Origin of the sequence: Streptomyces sp. NPDC007157 (genome assembly GCF_040634235.1) — a bacterium.
Classification (GTDB): Bacteria; Actinomycetota; Actinomycetes; order Streptomycetales; family Streptomycetaceae; genus Streptomyces.
Window position 1 is genome coordinate 68,967 of sequence record NZ_JBEYFE010000034.1, and the last position, 17,450, is coordinate 86,416.

Consider the following 17,450-nt stretch of genomic DNA (forward strand, 5'->3'; position numbering starts at 1 on the left):
CCCGTGAGGATCTAGCGCTGGGCGGTGAGGTCTTGATCGTCGGCCGTGCAGAGCGTGGTCTGTGAGGAGTGGGTGTAGCCCCCGCTGACCGTAGGGATGCGCGGGGAGTCTCTGCGCTGGCTGCTGGTTCCCGCTGGGCAGGGTCACGTTTGGTTCGTTGGAGGTGTCCCTAGCGAACGTCCTTGCCGTCATCGGCGCGTCCGTCTCGTAGTGCTGCCAGAGCCTCAGATGCTCGCCGACGTATTTCTTTGTGCCGGGTGGCGTGCTGGGTGGCGAGGCCGTCCAGGTAAGCGGCGGCCGCATCCTCACTTCCTCCCAGCTGAGCCAAAACATGGGCCGCCCGTAGACGGGCTTGGGGATGCAGCGTCGTGTCCTGAGCTAGGGCAACCAGGCAGGCGGCGGCCTCATGTTCATACCCATCCACCTCGGTCAGTTCCGACGCCACGTCCAGTCGGTCGATGCTGTGCAGCGTGGTGTCCTGGGCCAAGCGGGATAGCAGGGCTGCATAGCGGCGATCGTCCCACGCCACCCGTTCCAGGGCCTGTGCCGCCTCCATCAGGACGTCGTCGTCGTGGTAGTCGTCCTCCGGGTAGTAGTCCCTGTAACCGCCCTCCTCCACGTAGGCCAGATCTCTGGCTGCTGACAACCGAAGACCGGAGCGCAGAGTTGTGTCCTGCGCCAGGTGGATCAGGTGGGCGACGCCCTCATGCTCGTGCCCACCTACTCGGGCCAGCTGTGCCGCCGCATCTACTCGGTCGAGGCCATTCAGGGTCGTGTCCTGTGCCAGGCGAGCCAGGTGGGCGACGCCCTCATTCCGGTATTCATCTATCCCGGTCAGAGCCTTGGCCGCCCAGACGTCGCCAGGGCCGTCCGAAGTTGTGCAGGCCAGGAGGGTCAGACAGGCGGCGCCCTCATCCCGATGTCCGTGTACCCGGACCAGCACCTCAGCCGCGGGTCTGCGGTCGAATTTGTGCAGGGTGGTGTCCTGTGCCAGGCGAGCCAGATGCGCGGCGCCCTCGTCCTCGTAGCCACCCACCTGCGTCAGTTGTGTTGCCGCGTGTACGCGTTCGGGGCCGGACAGGGTGGTGTCCTGTGCCATGCGCGCCAAGTGGGCGGCGCCCTCGTCCTCGTGGCCACCCACCTGGGTCAGCATCTGGGCTGCCCACAGGCGGGGATTGCCGTCTCGGACCCGGCCTTCCAGGGCGGTGTCCTGTGCCATGCGCGCCAAGTGGGCGGCGCCCTCGTCCTCGTGGCCACCCACTTGGGCCAGCATCTGGGCTGCCCACAGACGGGCACTGATGTGGAGGGTGATGTCTTGAACCAGGGCGGTCAGGCAGGCGGCTCCCTGATCCCGGTACCCATGTACCCGGGTAAGCGCCTCAGCCGCGTGAAGCCGGTGCCAGTAAGGCAGGGACTCTTGAACCAGGGCGGTCAGGCAGGCGGCTCCCTGATCCCGGTACCCATGCACCCGGGTAAGCGCCTCAGCCGCGTGAAGCCGGTCGATGCCGTACAAGGTGGCGTCTCGGGCACGGTTGGTCAGGACGACAGCGGAGAGGCCGGGAGGGAGGCTGGTGCCCAAGTCGACTTGGGTGATGAGGAAATCGGCGTCTGTTGCGTGCGTTGTCAGCGTTTCCAGGTATCGAGTGGTCTGGGCCGTGGTGTTGTCATCGGCGGCGAGAAGCTGGTCGAGGAGGAAGTCGAGGTAGGACGGGGCGAGTAAGGCCGGCCCTAAACCCTTGAGGCTGGTTGCGTTTGAGGTGGTGGTCAGATCAAGGAACAGCTGGGCACGTACACGCTCGTCGCGAGTGGCGTGGCGGGCGGCGTGGTACTCAAGAAGGGAGTGGTGGAGGAAGTTGAGGTCGTCTGCGCGCTGGATCAGCAAGCCCGTGGGACGTAGAAGGTCCTCAAGGAACGACGTCCATACGTTCTCTTTGACCTTGCGTGGACGATTGACGTGCAGATGTGAGGACATGACCTCCACGGCGGGGGAGGTGGCACCGTTGATTCTTTCGTAGGCAAGGTGATCGATGATCTCTGACAGGTGGTCACGCACCTGTTGTGCGGCCTGTTCAGCGGCCGCGACATCGTGAGGGATCTGGTGGCGGTGTCTGAAACCACTGATCGCTTGGTCGTGGATGTCTCTGATGTTCTTGTGAGCGTTTTGCTCGTAGACGAGTTCGACGAATGCCTGATAGGCGCCAGTGCGCCCCTCGGGCAGAGGGCGGGCCGGGGCTGCTGAGTAGAGCTGGCACAGCATGGAGGCCATCAGCGGGGTGCGGGCCAGGGCGTCCATGCGAGAGCGCTCGAGCCCGGCCAGGAACGCCTCGGCATGGCCGCAGGGGTCGTCCAGATCATGGAACCAACGGGTGGCGTAGGCGTACAGGTCGCCGCGGGAAAAGCTCTGCAGTTCGAAGCGGGGCAAACCCGTGCCGAGGGTGTCGAGTTCCCGTGTGTGCAGGGGGGCGGGTTGCTATGACGAACCGGTACAGAGTGGGCTCGGCCGTCGCGGCGTTGGTGAGCAACTGCAGAACGGTACCGCGGAGGCCAGTGTCGGGAATCTCGTCAAGGCCGTCGACCAGCACCAGCCAGGTCGTCCCAGGGCGCGGGGGGCGACGGAAGAAGTCGGATGTCAGTTCGTCCAGCAGCCCGAACTGCTTCAGCTCGCCTGTTGCTGCTTTGGCCAGTGCTACTGGAAGCGGGTCTATCGTGGTCAGGGCGGTCGCGTTGACGAGGACGGGGATGGTCTTGCCTGTCGTGCTGTTCAGCCAGGACTCAGCCAAATTGCCCCGGCGAGTGCGCAGCAGCGTCGACTTGCCGGCTCCCGCTGGAGCCACGAGCACGCACATGCTTGCATCGGTCTGAAAGACCTTCTCGGCAGGCTGCGGGAGGCCGCCCGTTCCTGTTGTCCACTGGCTTACGTAGACATCAGTCAGGGCCGGCAGGCGCGTATCGCCCCGGGTATCGAGGTATGGGTGTGCCTGTGCGCTCTTGCGTACCGCGGCCAGGTACGCCTTCACGGCAGGGTTGTTCCCGGAGGGTGCGTCGCTGGCGGATTGAGATGCCCTGGCCTGTTCCCACCGCCTCTTCCACAGTTCCTCCGCGTGGGTCCAACGGCCTGCCGCTCTGGCGCGGGCCGGTCCGGTGAGGGTGTCGGGCCGGGGCTGCCCGGACCACTCCAGGAGCACCCCGACCAGTGTCCACAGGAACTTGAAGTCTTTGGCTGGAGTGCCCTTTTCGAACCAGCCACCCACGGTGGTGGTGGGGAGCGGGGGAAGCTGATCCTGCTGCAGACGCCGGTTAATCTCGGCGATGACGTCCGTGCGGTCTCTGCCCTGAAGCGCAGCGGCCTCCAGCTTGCGCAGTTCCGAGCGCAGGACTTGTCGTTCGAGACTCCGGTCCGACCTCTTGCTCACTGCAGGCTCCCTACGCTCTTGCGGATCCGTCGGATCCGTCCCGAAAGCGGCCCAGCGCCCGTGTGAACTGGGCTTTTGGCGCCGGTATCCGCTCGGTCCGGCAAGGCTTCAACGCTTTCGGCGGGTCGGCTGTGATGTCCCTTGCACGGCCCGACCGACGGTCGTGCGGATGGAGGGAATGCCATGAACGTCAGTGCCTGGGCCCTGATGGTGCCGGTGGCTGTCACGCTGGTCGCGGCCGTCACGGCCGTGGTGGTTGTCATCGTCGCGGTGAAGGACACTGCTTCGGGCGACCGCGCCACGGCGCTGAAGGCCGTGGCCGAGGTGATCCGTGCCGTACGCGGTAGCCGCAGGTGACGGCCCGCCGCGCGCCTCCGCGCTGTTCGCGTCACCGGGCCTCCCACCGGGGTACGTCGCCGCCGAGAGCCGGCCGGGTGCCCAGGTCGCAGCGGACCCCGCCGCAGCGGCGAACATGGTTCCAGGACATCGGGGTCAGACCGCGCCGGTCGGCTGGGCCAAGCCGTTGAGCCCAGGCGGATTCGGCGAGGACCTCCGGGAGCATGAGGGTGTTGACGTCCACTGGCGCCTGGAAAATCGGGAGGTGCAACGGGACCATTTCCACTTCCTCACGACGGTTGGAGGAGAACTCCCCGCCCTTGCCGTAGTAAATGACTGCTCCGGCGCGTTCCAGGACTCCACCACGGTCAGCTCTCTCCCTGATATCCCACTGGAGCGCAGGTCTACACAGGCCGCAAGGTCCCTGACAAGTGAAGCGCAACGCAGCCGGATCCGGCCCCACGGAACTGTTGCGCCACGAGCCCAGGCGGTCCGCGATGTCGAAGACGGTCAGCCGCAGCGCAGAATACTGTGACTTGTCCATCTACACGTGCGCGCCGACTGTCCTGTCTGCTGGGCAGCTTCCGCCGCCATGCAGGGCGGGGCGTTGTCAGCGGCGGGCCGTAGGGTCGCTGCCATGGCTGACGAGGAAGCGGCGCGCGACGAGCTGGTCCGCAGGATGGAGGGGGACCACCGCCTGCTGGCGGCCCCGTCGGCGACGGCGCGGCCGTTGACGGTATCGGCGCCGCACCTGCTCAACACCGGAGACCTTCAGTGGGAGAGCGTCGAGCACTTGGTGGCGTGGCTGGTACGGCGGGTGGAGGGCTGGGAGGAGACCTGGCTCTACGGAGAGCGGGGGCAAAACCAGCACGGCATCGACGTCGTCGGTGTGACGGGCAGGAACGCGGCGGTCTTCCAGGCCAAACGCCTGAAGGAGTTCACCCCGTACGACCTCGAACACGCGGTGGGCCGCTACGCGCTGGGCAAGCGGCCCTTCGGGGCGAGTCGACTGGTCGTGGTCACCACCCACGACGCAATCCGCACGGAGATCGGCGAGAAACTGTTCGAGCTGCGCGGCACATACCCGGACCTGCAGATCGAGTTGTGGAACCGCAAGCGCCTGTCGGAGCTGCTGCGCCCGCATCCAGACATCGTGACCGCGTTCTTCGGTGCGGCCACCACCCAGTTGTTCTGCCCGGTACCCCCGGCGCCCGCCCTCTCGCCTGCGGAGGCGAACGAGGGACCCGATGCGCAGGCGCTGCTGCGGGGCCCGGTCGCCCACCTCGGGCTGGACGGGGACCTCACCGCCGCAGACCAGGCCCGGCAGGAGAATCCCGCGACGGCCGCCGCGGCATACGGCCGGATCGCGGAACAGCTCGAACAGACCCTGTATCGCCCTTACGCCCGGGCGCTGCGCGCTCGGCAGGCTGCGGCGCTGCACGCGGCCGGCGACTCCGACGCGGCCGTGCGTGTGGACGTGGCCCGGATGGCCCGCGATCTGGTGGAGGACCGTGCGTTCGAGGCCCGCGCCATTCTGCTCCGCTTGGCGGAGGAGCACGTGGAGGCGGACGATGCGCTGATCCGCACGGTGAACACCCTGGGAAGTCTGGCCGAGTTCGAATTCGAGCACCACGTCACCCTCGAGGACGTCGCCGTGCACCTCGACGCCCAACAGGTCGACGATCCCAGCGTGCTCCAGGCAGCCACCCTGTTCGCCGAGCACGCCCTGGCACAGCACCAAACAGAGCTGGTGACCCAGCGCGCACAACGCTTCACCGCGACCGCCGAGACCGCCAGCGCCAGCGACCTGGACACCGCCCGTCTGCGAGCCTGCCTGGCTGACGCTGACCCCAGCGGCGACGCCTGGCGCGAGTTGCACCGCACAGCCCGCCACACCTACCCGATTCCCGTCCGTGGTCTGCTCGCTGCCCGCCGCGCCCGCTTCCTGGCCACCACCGGCGACATGCACGGCGCCGTCAACGGCTACTACGATGCGGTCGAACTGGCACTGGCGGCCCGCACCCACCAGGACGCAGGGGAGTGGCTTGCCGCCCAGCGCCTGGTCCTCAGCCGCACTCCGCAGGCCCTCGACGACCCCGAGAAGATCTTCAGCGCCCACGGCTTCGAGCAGGTCCTGCGTCAGACCAGCCATGACAGCGTTCTGCCCGCCCTCCACGACACCCGGGCATCGGCCATGTTCGACCTGATACGAGAGAAGTTCCACGACGCCCGCCAACACCTTCTGCAGTACCGCCGGCGTGCCGTCGCCATGGGCAGTTGGGGACACCAGTACGAGGCCGAGCAGCTCATGGCCCGGCTGCACATGAAAGTCGGAAACACCGCCACGGCGATGACCCACCTCATGAACGCCGGCGTAGCCGAAAGCGCCAAGGCCGTGCGCACCTTCATCCTGGACCTGCCCGCCCAGGCGCTGGACTGGCCCGCGCCCGAGGACCTAGCCAGCCGGCCGACCTGGGAACGCACCTGCGCCTTCGCCATCACCGAACGCATGGCCGACGCGCTCACCGACAGCTCGGCCAGGACATGGATCGACGCCGCCCTGAAAGAGGTAGCCACCGAAGCCGCCCGCGAGACCAGCCTGATCGCCCTCCCCGACGCCGCCTGGGGCGCCCTCGCCAAACTCGCCCCCGCGGCCACACCCTCCCAGACACAGCGCACAACTTCCATAGCCGATCCGGCCGCCGCGCCAGCCCGCTTCACCACGATGCGGGCACAGGCGTGGGCCCTGGCCGCGGCATCCGAGGCACACGACACGCTGGCCGCCGCAGCCGTAAAGCGGCTGACCCGGGCCGCACTGAGCAACAGTGACCTCATCAGCACCGTCGTCACCCATGGCGAGGAACTATTCAGCCGCCACCCGCAGATCGTCGCCAAGGCCTGCACGGCGCCAGCACGCGAAGGAAGCCTCGACGCACTGCGCCTGCTCCTGCTGGCGGGCGCTGAACCGGTCGTGTGCCGCGAGGTCATCTCCGATCTCCGGCAGGCTCGGCCGGGACCCCGGCGCCGAGCCCGGCGACCGCCCGCAGCTCGGCCCCGCAGAGCTGGTCCTGCTGGGCGAACAGGTGCTGCCGCCCACCGTGCTCAGGCCCTGGGCGCCGCGGCTCGCCGCACAAGTGGAAGAGCCCACGGGACAGGGCGAACAGCCTTGGGTTCTCGACGCAATGACCGTGGCCGCCTTGGCCCTGCCGCGTGACGAGCAAAAGCCGTACGTGGAGCTCGCGTTGCGGGCTGCCCGCGGCGAACTCACGGCCGACCAAGGCGAGGAGCTCACACGGGATCACCCTCTGGACCGCTTCCGCTTCCGCACGGGCCCGTCTCTGCTGCCCCAGCAGGGCTTGGTGAGTGCCGCGCGGCTGGCCGGCACCGACCCGGACACGGCGGACAGCATCGTCACCCTGGCCCTGACGCAGCTCCGGCATGCCGCCGACGCAGAAGCGCGACTGATTGCCCGGGCCCTCAACCACCTGGCACCGGACCTTCTGCCTCCGCTGACCACCCTGGCCGTCCACCATCAGCCATGGATCCGCTGCCTTGCCACCTCCCTCAGCAACGCCGACAGCACCGGCCTCAGTCTGTGCAGGAACCTCCTCGCCGACGACCCAGACTGGCGCGTGCGTGTCAATCTCGCCCGAAATCTGCCTGATGGGCACAGCCTGCTCGCCCGGATGCGACAGGATGCCAACCGCCAAGTCCGCCAGGCCGCCGGACGGACCGCGCGGCTGCCGGACCCCAACGCCACGTAGGGCACTTCGCGCCGGACTCGTCGCGCACGCCGCCCCCTTGCCTGCGTCGGGTTTGGGACTTTGCGCCGACGAGCCGATCACGCGACTGCGGGCGGGGCGGGGACGCTATTCCAACGCGGCGATGAGGGGTGCCCACAGAGGATGGGAGCGGCCGGGCACGACCAGGTGTGCCTGGCGCCGGGCGCGGGTCATGACGACGTAGAGCAGTCGTGAGCCGGTAGGGAAGGGCTCTCCTTCCGGGCCGTAGTACTCGTCGTCGGCCAGCAGCAGGATGGTGGTGTCGGCTTCGCGTCCCTTGGTCTGGTGGAGGTTCATCACCTGCACCGGCCGCGGGCGCGGCCGGGCATCGCCTACCAGGGTCTCGTCGCGGGCGCGGTGGAGTTCTTCGGCCACCGCCGTGATGCTCTGGTCTTGCTTGAGTAGGCGCAGTGCACGGCGGGTGGTGGGGGCGGCCTGGAGCCAGGCTTCCTGGCCGCGGAAGGTTCCGATGCGTGCGTAGGCGCCGGTGACGATGTCGGCCAGGCGGTCGATGTCGGCGTTTGGGCCGCTTCCCGCTGAGCGTAGATCCAGCGCTAGTGCCCGCAAGGCCCGCTGCAGCACAGGGTTGGACTTGTCCAGCATCTGCCGTGCGAGCGGGGAAAGCCCGCGGCCGCGCAGGCACGCGGTGACAAACACAGCCAGCGCCCGCCGGACCTGGACGCCCTTCTGCCCGAGCGCGAACTGGACGAGGGCGAGTTGGGCGGAAAGTGCTTCGGCGTGGGCCTCGGTGAAGCCGACCTGCTCGTGGACCAGGCCGGCCTCGGTCAGGGCGTCGGACAGCGAGGTGGTGGCGACATTGGTGTGGGTGAAGATGCTGACGGTGTGCTTCTTCTGACGGGCAGCGCGGGCGAGTTCGATGACCTGCGCGTAGCCGGTGTCGTCCGTGATCCGGGTGACGGCGAGGCGGCCCTGCTGGGCGGCTGTGCGGAGGGCGGGGTCGGAGAAGCGGCGCTGACGGGCGGCTTCCGCGGCGGCGGGCAGCACCCCGGAGGGATCACGGTAGCTGGCCGCCTCTAGGTCGATACGGCGGGCGCCGGGCAGCGCCATGGCCTCCGCGATCCGGGCCGCGGGATTCACGCCGGGCTTGAACGAGCCCTCATAGATGCTCTGGTTGACGTCGCCCAGCAGGATGCGCCGCGCTGCGGGGGCGATCTGCTGCAGGAAGGCCCACTCGGTGGCGTCGGTGTCCTGGAACTCGTCACAGATGACGAGGGTGTAGCGCCCGGCGTAGTGGTCGCGGACTTTGTCCAGGGCCAGCAGTTGGCTGGCGGCCGGCATGAGCTGGCTGTATGTCAGCCCGACAGGGGCCCCGGGCACGGTTTGGTTGGCTTGGCTGAGCACGCTTTGCGGAGGTGGATAGCCGTGATGCGCACCGAAGCCGGTGATGACCCTCCAGGCGAAGCCGTGGAAGGTCGATACCTCCAGCCGCGGCCGCAGTTCTCCGATGACGTTGGCAGCGCGGTCGATGATCTGGGCGACGGCAGTACGCGAGAAGGAGAGGAACAACACCCTTGCTGCGGACGGCAGTTGAGCGCGTTGCCCGCGTCGGGCCGCTTCCTGCCGCAGTCGCAGCAGTTTCTCGTCCTCGGCTTCCAGATGAGCGCGGGCGGCGGCTACCGCGGTCGTGGTCTTGCCCGTGCCGGCGCCGCCGCTGACCACCAGGACCGGCGCAGCGCTCTCGATCACCGCGCGCTGGTCCGCGCGTGCCTGATAGGCCATCAGGTGGCTGCCGGCCGTGACACGGTGGGCACATCGATTAGTGACTGCCCGCTGTAGGAGGGGTCGGCGGCCAGTTCCAGCAGGGCCAGCGTCATGGAGACCACCGGCGGGTGCGGGGCGTTGGGTTCGACGTAGAGAGCTTCCAGGAACTGCTCGTGCAGGCCCTGTTTGTGGATCACCTTGCACAGGTTAGTCACTGCAGCATCGGTGAGCTGGCCGCCCATGGGGTCGGGGATGCCGTACTCGGTGAGCGTGGCGCTGGCGTCGGCGAGCGCCTGGAGCGGGAGGCCAGCGGACATAGCTTGCTCGATGGCTCCGGGAGGTAGCCGAACCACCGCGTCGCAGGCGGTCTGGATCTTGGTGAGCTCGTCGGTGGTCTGGGCGCTGTCCTTGTCGCGGTCGATTACCGCCAGGACGCGGAAGCCCAGCTGGCGCGCCAGGTTGGCGACGCGGGGGATCTGGCTGATGCCCCCCTCGCCTCCGGTACCGGAAGCGACCAGACGCACCCCGTGCGCGGACAGAGGAAGGGAGGAGGGGGGCCTGCGGCGGTCGACCATGCTCAGTACGGCCACGTCGTGCGGGCCCTCGGTGATGGCAACCGTCGGGGCGGTCAGTGCGGCCAGCAGCTGGGTGTGCCACTGCCGCATCGCAACCAGCGCCTTGCGGTCCATGATCTTTGTCAGCTGATGGTGGGAGCGGACGCCGCCGTGCCGCGCCAGCCGGATGACCTCGGTGGGCTCAAAGGCCCGGGCGGCTTCCGGCCGCCGGGTGGACAGCCACACCTGCCCCGAGCGGGCGCGCAGCAGGGCCGCCAGATGCTCGGTGGCCGGAGCGTCCAGCTGGTCACCGAAGTCGTCGGCGAGCACCACGGCTCCGGGCACGGTGGCCAGCAGCATCGCCTCGGCCATCGACAACACCGCGCTGACCGTGCTGCCGTGCTGTGCCAGCCCGAGCATGCCGCCCGCATCCAGATGCAGAGCCGCGCGTAGGGTCCGCAGCAATGCGGCCACCGACCCGTCCTCGGTACGGAAGCCGACCTGCTCCGCGGTGAGGGGCGTATCGCCGATCCGTTCCCCGGTCCCGCCGACGGCGAGCACCGCGTTGACGGCTTCGGCCACAGCTGTGTCGGCCGACAGCGCTGACACGGCCTCCGCGACGGCCTGGGCCAGGGCCTCGAATGCCGCGGCACCGGCCTTGGCATCCCGTTCGTCGAGGATGCGCCGCAAACCGGCACCGGCACGCAACTGCAGAGGCTGGCCGGCATCGAGGGTGACCACCGGCAGCATCCGCCGGGTGGCGGCAGGAACCCTGGAGTACTGGCCGAGCGCCGGGTTGCTGCGCGCCGGGAAGTACACCACCGACTCCAGCGATTCGCTTTCCTCGTCATAGCTCAGGCGATAGGCCAGCCGCACACACAGCGGGGCATCCGCAGACGCATCAGGATCCTCACTCGCGCACCCGGAGTCCTCCAACGGCTCCAGGGCCCCATCGAGCAACTGCTGCACATCGGGATCGAAATCGGTCAGCGTCACCTCGACCTGGGCAGCCTCCACCCGCCGCAGCACCGCAGGAGGATCCTGCTGTGTGGTGTCGGTGGCGCCGGACGCGTCCTTTCCTGCCACACCCTCCGTGCCGACATCATCGGCGGCTGGTGCTTCCACAGCCTCTTGCTCCGGCACCTCGGCGTCATCGCCGCCCGCTTCAGCCGGAGCAGAGTCAGCATCATCGAGGATGACCGGCCGCTGATGCAGATCGGACAGTGCGGCGCCACGTGCGGCATCTGGATCCAGGACCCGGGCAAGGGCTGTGATCAGATTGGTACGCCCCGCGCGGGGAACCCCCGCCAGCAATACATGGCTACCGGGACGGACATCGAGATGTCCCCAACCTCTGAAGCCTTCGATCAGCACCCGTGTCACTCGCACCCTGTCATCCATAACACAGACGCCAGGTCGGAGCCGAATCCACCGACTGCGAACATCTGCCGTGTACCTGGCCACCCCCGCAGCTGTCCCCGGCGGATGTTGGCGCCCGGCCTCTTCGCTCGCAGGTCGTCCGGCGGTCTCGACTCGGCCAACAGCTGTGACAGTCTGGCTGCTCAGCCCGTCTGGGACTAGAGCGTGTCTCTTTGATCCGTTGGCTCTTGGAGGCATCGGCCCCCGCCTGACGGTTGACGGCCACATGCGTGGGATTCTGTCGGGATGGATACATTCACGGCCCGGCTGGACGGCGCATGGGAGTGGTGGTCGGCCGCTATCGAGGAGGCGCAGGAGGGGCGCTGGGTTCGTGATCCTGTGGAGCGGCAGGTGGTGGCGGACATCATGGCCGCGACCAATGCCCTGCACGGCGGTCGACTGGCTCCGTTCACCGAGGACTCGTGGCACGTACGTATCGGGCGGATCGCCAATTGGGCTGGGGTACTCCGGCTCGCTGCCCGAGCAGGGGGGTGGGAACTCCAGCCCGTGGTCGGGCGCAGCCCGCAGCACCCTGCGGGTATGGCCGAACTGTTGTCCGGCATCTACGCGATCGGCGAGCAGGGTGAGAAGTGGATGACACAGCTTCTTCGAGAGCGTCAGGTACCACCAGAGAAGGAGATCGCCCAGGCGGAGGGCTTCCTGACCGGGCCAGGGTCCATGGAGGATCTTGAGCTGTTCTTTTACGGCAGCTGACAGACATTCCGCTCGGTCAGCATCGCGCCCAGAGCAGGATGGCGGCGAATTGGAGTGCTGCCTGGTACGCGATGGCGAGCTTGTCCGTCCGCATGGCCAGACCACGCCATTGCTTGAGCCGGTTGATACATCGTTCGACTGTGTTGCGCTGCTTATATGTCTGGGCGTCGAACGCAGGCGGTCGACCGCCTGCGCGGCCTCGTCGCAGACGGTGTCCCACCTGGTCGGACGGCTGGGGAATGACGGCAGGGATCCCGCGCCGGCGGAGATGCCCCCGGATCGCGCGGGACGAATACGCGCGGTCCGCCAGAACGGCATCCGGCCGGGTCCTTGGCCTTCCCGGCCCGTTTCGCGGAACACGGATGCCTGCCATCACGGCTTCGAAGGCTGGTGCGTCGCCGGCCTGTCCGGCGGTGACGCGGAGTGTCAGAGGGCGAGCGTGACTGTCGCTGGCCAGGTGGACCTTCGTGCTCAGGCCGCCACGGGAACGTCCGAGCGCTTGGTCGTCGGGTTCGGCCCGGTCCGGCGCCCCTTTTTCCTGGCCCCGGCGGCATGCTGGTGGGCCCGGCAGACGGTGGAGTCCACTGACACGATCCAACCGATGTTGTCACGGTCGTCGGCTGCGGCCAGGACTGCGGTGAGGATCCTTTCCCAGGTTCCGTCCACGGCCCACCGGATCAGCCGTTTGTGAGCGGTCTGGAACGAGCCGAGTTCGTCCGGCAGGTCCCGCCAGGGCGAACCAGTGCGGTACTTCCACGCGATGGCCTCAAGGGTCCGACGATGGTCGGCCCATCGCCGACCGCGGACCGGATCGGCCGGCATCAGCGACTCGATCCGGCCCCACATCGCATCAGTGATCACTAACCGGACAGACACATTCGATCAACTGACTAACCGATCAAAGAGACACGCTCTAGGGCCAGCCGGCGCTGACGCTCGTCCAGATGCGGCAACAATGCCTGGAACTTCGCCGCCAGGACGGTCTCGATCCCCTCCGGTCTCCCCATACCAGAACAACGATCCCCGCAGCTGGAAGCCACGACTTGTTTTCCAGCAAGCCCTTAGGCCACGACCAATGCCTGAAAATCTGGGCCCTCACCCGACCTCGCATCGACGCTGACTTTCTGCTCCTGGACGAAGCCCAGGACACCAACCCCGTCGTCGAACAGATCTCCCTCAACCAGCGCGACCACCCTCAACGTCACGGTCGGTGACTCCGCCCCGCCCAGGCCATCTATCAGCGGCGTTGCGCCAAAGGCATCATGGCGGGCTTCGGCGGTAGCCACCTGGCCCAGTTGCAGTCCTTCCGTCTCGGCCCCGACCTTGCCCATGAGGCCAACCGCTGGCTGCCGGGTCGGCAGGCCGTCGGAGAGGGGCTGGTGTCGTTCCATGCCCTGCTGCTTGGTGAGGGTGCGGCGCTCAATCAGGTGGATGCGGTTCGTCAGGGTGTGACATCTCAACTCTCCCGCAAAGTGTGCATGCGTTGTGTTTTGGATCGGTTGCAGGCAGGCCAATGTCCGGGACTGTGCCGAAACACAGCCGACGAGTTCTAGCAGTCGTCGATGTGGCTCGAAGCGGACGATGTAATTTTCACTTCCTTTGTCAATCTTTTTGTTTACTCGCAGATCCAGACGATGAATCGACCGCTTCTCTTTGCTGTTTCATGGTGTATACACACAGGAAGCCCTTGCCATTCCTTTGCCTATTTTGCAATAACTTATGGGCCGTTTTGGTCGCACTGGTGGACTTGGTGAGTGATTGACAGTCGCAATTCCCTGGGTTTTGATCACCCGGACTGTAAGAAACATGTGAACGCAAGGTGGGGGACATGGGGCGGGGTGGGGGGGTGTGCCGTGCTGTCGTGGCATCGGCGCTCCTTGTGCAGCTGCTGGGCGTCGCGGGCGTCCAGGCGGTCGGTGCGGCCGCGGCGGAGTCCTCGCCGGCGGCGGCTGGCGGCAGTGCAAGTGATCTGTCGCCCGAGGCAGTCGCGTCGCAGAAGGCTGCGGCGTCCGGCTCGCCCGTTGAGGTGAGCGCGGAGACGACCCCCACGCAACTCGTCACGGCGCAGCCGGACGGCACGTTCTCGGTCGAGTTCGATCCGGTGCCGGTGCGCGCGGAGAAGGCGTCGGGCTGGGTGCCGGTCGACACGGACCTGCAGACGACGTCGTCCGGCAAGGTCGTACCGAAGGCCGCCGCGGCGGACATCGTCTTCTCGGGGGGTGGCGTGCGTGACCCTCTGGCAAGCATCACTCAGGACGGGAAGACGTACAGTGTCGGCTCTCCGTGGACGTTGCCTGCGCCGACGCTGGCGGGTGCTACGGCGACCTATCAGAATGTCATGCCCGGGACAGACCTGGTCGTACAGGCCACACCGGACGGTTTCAGTGAAAACCTGGTGGTCAAGTCGCGAGACGCCGCGCAGAACACGGATCTGTCGAGCATTCGGTTCCCCGTCTCGGTCGACGGTGTGTCCGCGCACGACACGCACTCCGGCGGTGCCGCCTTCGTCGACGGCCAGGGGCGGCCGGTCTTCACTACGGGTACGGCGCTGATGTACGACTCCTCGGCCGCGCCGGCCGCCTCGTCGGGTACCGGCTCGACGACTGCGTCGGCGGCTTCGTACGGTACTGCCTCACAGGCGTCGTACGCCGTGACCAGTCCTGCGCGCATGACTGCTGCCGCAGACGAAAGCGCACTGAACGGGCCGGCTCCCGGCGCCCGGTCGACCGTCATGGACGTGACGGTCTCGGACGACGCACTGACCCTGAAGCCCGCGCGGTCATTCCTCGACGACCCTGGCACCACCTACCCTGTGGTGCTGGATCCTCAGACGACCAGCGCCTCCCTCTCGGGGTGGACGACGGTGTGGACGAGTTCGCCCTCGACGTCGTTCTGGAAAACCTCGCATGCGCTGGGTGTCGGCTACGACGCGTGGGTGGACAACAAGAAGGCGCGGTCGTTCTACCAGTTCGACACGCACACGCTGGGCGGCAAGAAGATCCTGTCGGCGACCTTCCAGGCATTGGAGGTGTGGTCGGCCAACTGCACGGACAAGGCCGTGCAGTTGTGGCGCACCGGAACGATCTCGTCGTCCACGACCTGGTCGAAGCAGCCGGCCTGGTCCGACCAGGTGGACTCGGTCTCCACGGCCAAGGGCTACTCGTCCTCCTGCCCCGGTGGGAATGTCGACTTCGACGCCACAGGTGCGGTGAGCTACACCGCGGGGCAGTCGTCTTCGACCACCACGCTCGGGCTGCAGGCCGCCGACGAGGGGGACGACATTGCCTGGAAGCAGTTCGCCTCGCCGTCGGACCACAAGCCGACCCTGTCGGTGACCTTCGTGTCCAAGCCGTCCGTGCCGACGGGTGTGAAGCTGTCCAACCCGAATCTGGCGTGTGCGACGAGCCGTGCCACGGCCGCCGTGATCCGGGACACGACGCCCACACTGGGTGCCGCGCCGAAGTCGGCGGACGGTTCGCAGTCGACGCTGCGTCCCGACTTCCAGGTGTACAAGTACGACGCCGATGCCACCGATCCGCTGGCCGGTTCGGGCAGTCCGTCGGCGTACACGACGTCCGGTACCACGGGCACGTGGACGTCTCCGGGGCTGACGAACGGGCAGACGTACTGGTTCCGCGCCCGCAGTGAGTACAAGTACTCCTTCAACGGCAAGACCGCCTACATGTACTCGGGATGGACGAGCGGATGCTGGTTCCGGATCGACTCCTCGGCGCCGGTGCAGCCGGACGTCGACTCGGCGACGTACCAGGAGTGCGCGAGCCCTGACAGTCCGGATGACTGCACGGCCTACGGCGGTGTGGGCGCACCGGGTTCGTTCACGCTCAAGGCCAACGGGGCCTCGGACGTGGTCAAGTACACCTACCAGCTCAACGACAACCCGGTGCGGACCAAGACCTTCACCACCGCGACCACCAGCTATGCGGTGTCCCTGGCGCCCGACATGCGCGGGGTCAACACCCTGACCGTGCAGACCTGGGACGCGGCGGGCAACGCCTCGGCCAGCTACACGTACACCTTCAAGGTCGCGCCGGGCGTAGGCCCTGTCGCCCACTGGTCCTTCGACGAGGGCACCGGCAGCACGGCCAGCGACGACATCGGCGGCCGCACGGCGGCCCTGGCCGGTTCGGCCGGCTGGTCCTCCCTCGCCCGGCTCGGCAAGTCTCTTCAGACGGACGGCACATCGTCGTACGCGGCGACCGGCTCGTCGGTCCTGGACACCACCAAGAGCTTCACGATCTCGGCGTGGGCCCGGCTGACCGGTAACTCCCACAACGCGGTCGCGGTCGCGCAGGCGGGCGTCAGCGGTTCGGCGTTCGCGATCTACTACTCGACCTCCTACAACGCGTGGGTCTTCAACCGGTACACCACGGACGTAGCAGCGCCGACGATCGTCCGCTCGGTCGGTACCACCACGCCCGAAGTGGGCGTCTGGACACACGTGATGGGTGTGTACGACGCACAGGAGCAGACCGTCCAGCTGTTCGTCAACGGTGTACCGCAGGGTGACCCGGTCTCCTTCACCACGCCCTGGCAGGGCACCGGCGGCCTGCAGATCGCCCGGGGACAGGCCGGGGGTGCGTTCACCGACTACTTCCCGGGCCAGGTCGACGAGGTGACCGCCTGGAACCGGATCCTGTCCGAGGAGGAGATCGCCGACCTCCAGGCGATGACCGACCCGAACACCGGCCACGCTCAGCCAGCGCTCGCCGCCGACTGGAAGCTGGAGGAGACCACGGGCACCAGCGCCTCGGACTCCTCCGGATACGGGCATACGGCCACGGTCGCCGGCGGCGGCTCCTGGGCCACCGACACCGACGGCGGCAAGGGCAACGTCCTCTCCCTGGATGGCACGTCAACGGCCAACGCCACCGCGAACGGCCCGATCGTCGACTCGCAGGGCGACTTCACCGTGGCTGCCTGGGCCAAGCTCGACGTGGACGCGCTGTCCGACACCACGGTGGCCCACCACATGCGGATCGCCACCCAGTCCGGCGGTGTCCGTGACTCGTGGGGTCTGTGGTACGACCAGGCGGCGGGCTCCAAGCAGGGGAACTGGGTGTTCGGCCGCACCACCGCAGACGCTCTCGGCACCGCCGCCACGGTGGTGAAGGTGCCCGCCACCACCGCCTCGGCACAACTGGTCGATCCGGGCCTGTGGACCCTGCTGACCGGTGTGTACGACGGCGCCCACCACCAGCTCTTCCTCTACGTCAACGGAGTCCGCCAAGGCGCGCAGGGCGACACGGACACCGATGACGACACCGGCGACGGTGTCGTGTTCACCTCGTCCTGGCAGGCCACCGGGACCTTCAACATCGGGCGCGGACGGATCAGCACCGGCGCGTACAGCGACTTCGCCCACGCTCTCGTGGACGACGTGCGGGTGTGGACCGGGGTCATCTCCGACACCGACATCAACCAGATGTACGCCAACGAAGTGCCCATTCCGCTGTAACGGCGGCACCTATCGCGGCGCGGGCCGCGACGAC

The 17,450-nt window shown here is 67.7% G+C and carries 11 protein-coding genes and 1 pseudogene; 6 read left to right on the forward strand and 6 right to left on the reverse strand.

Going from position 1 to position 17,450, the window contains the following annotated elements; genetic code table 11:
- Window positions 1-169: 169 nt before the first annotated feature.
- On the reverse strand, window positions 170-2,422 hold the full coding sequence (locus tag ABZ642_RS40570) for a hypothetical protein (RefSeq protein WP_360494757.1): 2,253 nt from the start codon (window positions 2,420-2,422) through the stop codon (window positions 170-172).
- Window positions 2,352-3,413 (reverse strand): hypothetical protein, encoded by a 1,062-nt coding sequence (locus ABZ642_RS40575; protein WP_360494760.1) that lies wholly within the window; start codon window positions 3,411-3,413, stop codon window positions 2,352-2,354. Before ABZ642_RS40575 ends, ABZ642_RS40570 begins: the two co-directional genes overlap by 71 nt.
- A gap of 183 nt (window positions 3,414-3,596) precedes the next feature.
- On the opposite strand from ABZ642_RS40575, the gene ABZ642_RS40580 reads away from it, so the two are divergent.
- Window positions 3,597-3,770: a hypothetical protein gene (locus tag ABZ642_RS40580; protein ID WP_360494763.1), complete on the forward strand. Its 174-nt coding sequence runs from the start codon at window positions 3,597-3,599 to the stop codon at window positions 3,768-3,770.
- A 31-nt stretch (window positions 3,771-3,801) separates the two neighbouring features.
- Here the strand turns inward: ABZ642_RS40580 and ABZ642_RS40585 are convergent, their stop codons facing one another.
- The gene (locus ABZ642_RS40585; protein ID WP_360494766.1) at window positions 3,802-4,293 is read right to left on the reverse strand and encodes a Tn3 family transposase; all 492 of its coding nucleotides are present in this window, start codon (window positions 4,291-4,293) and stop codon (window positions 3,802-3,804) included.
- A gap of 93 nt (window positions 4,294-4,386) precedes the next feature.
- Between ABZ642_RS40585 and ABZ642_RS40590 the strand changes: the two genes are divergently transcribed.
- Entirely contained in the window at window positions 4,387-6,963 is a 2,577-nt protein-coding gene (locus ABZ642_RS40590) for a hypothetical protein (RefSeq protein ID WP_360494769.1), read from the forward strand.
- On the forward strand, window positions 6,932-7,513 hold the full coding sequence (locus ABZ642_RS40595; RefSeq protein ID WP_360494772.1) for a hypothetical protein: 582 nt from the start codon (window positions 6,932-6,934) through the stop codon (window positions 7,511-7,513). The genes ABZ642_RS40590 and ABZ642_RS40595 overlap by 32 nt, the downstream gene beginning before the upstream one ends.
- Before the next feature lie 105 nt (window positions 7,514-7,618).
- On the opposite strand, the gene ABZ642_RS40600 is transcribed toward ABZ642_RS40595, so the two are convergent.
- Together ABZ642_RS40600 and ABZ642_RS40605 are read right to left on the reverse strand one after the other, a co-directional pair.
- A complete protein-coding gene (locus tag ABZ642_RS40600) occupies window positions 7,619-9,271 on the reverse strand; it encodes a UvrD-helicase domain-containing protein (RefSeq protein ID WP_360494775.1) in 1,653 nt (550 codons plus the stop codon).
- Entirely contained in the window at window positions 9,271-11,181 is a 1,911-nt protein-coding gene (locus tag ABZ642_RS40605; protein WP_360494778.1) for a hypothetical protein, read from the reverse strand. Before ABZ642_RS40605 ends, ABZ642_RS40600 begins: the two co-directional genes overlap by 1 nt.
- A 291-nt stretch (window positions 11,182-11,472) precedes the next feature.
- On the opposite strand from ABZ642_RS40605, the gene ABZ642_RS40610 reads away from it, so the two are divergent.
- Entirely contained in the window at window positions 11,473-11,940 is a 468-nt protein-coding gene (locus tag ABZ642_RS40610) for a hypothetical protein (protein ID WP_099938975.1), read from the forward strand.
- Between the two features lie 16 nt (window positions 11,941-11,956).
- On the opposite strand, the gene ABZ642_RS40615 is transcribed toward ABZ642_RS40610, so the two are convergent.
- A protein-coding gene (locus ABZ642_RS40615) for an IS5 family transposase (RefSeq protein ID WP_360494795.1) occupies window positions 11,957-12,786 on the reverse strand; the annotation gives its coding sequence in 2 pieces (ribosomal slippage) (window positions 11,957-12,474 and window positions 12,474-12,786; 831 coding nt in all).
- Window positions 12,787-13,007: 221 nt separating this feature from the next.
- Between ABZ642_RS40615 and ABZ642_RS40620 the strand changes: the two are divergent.
- Window positions 13,008-13,289, forward strand: a pseudogene (locus ABZ642_RS40620) (DNA helicase); the annotation flags it as partial.
- A 512-nt stretch (window positions 13,290-13,801) separates the two neighbouring features.
- Window positions 13,802-17,416, forward strand: a complete 3,615-nt coding sequence (locus ABZ642_RS40625) for a LamG-like jellyroll fold domain-containing protein (RefSeq protein WP_360494781.1) — start codon at window positions 13,802-13,804, stop codon at window positions 17,414-17,416.
- Window positions 17,417-17,450 lie beyond the last annotated feature (34 nt).

Excerpts from the sequence above, each read along its gene's own strand:
- ABZ642_RS40580 (WP_360494763.1), top strand. The coding sequence starts at position 3,597 with ATGAACGTCAGTGCCTGGGCCCTGATGGTGCCGGTGGCTGTCACGCTG.
- ABZ642_RS40585 (WP_360494766.1), bottom strand. The coding sequence starts at position 4,293 with ATGGACAAGTCACAGTATTCTGCGCTGCGGCTGACCGTCTTCGACATC.
- ABZ642_RS40590 (WP_360494769.1), top strand. The coding sequence starts at position 4,387 with ATGGCTGACGAGGAAGCGGCGCGCGACGAGCTGGTCCGCAGGATGGAG.
- ABZ642_RS40595 (WP_360494772.1), top strand. The coding sequence starts at position 6,932 with ATGACCGTGGCCGCCTTGGCCCTGCCGCGTGACGAGCAAAAGCCGTAC.
- ABZ642_RS40600 (WP_360494775.1), bottom strand. The coding sequence starts at position 9,271 with ATGGCCTATCAGGCACGCGCGGACCAGCGCGCGGTGATCGAGAGCGCT.
- ABZ642_RS40610 (WP_099938975.1), top strand. The coding sequence starts at position 11,473 with ATGGATACATTCACGGCCCGGCTGGACGGCGCATGGGAGTGGTGGTCG.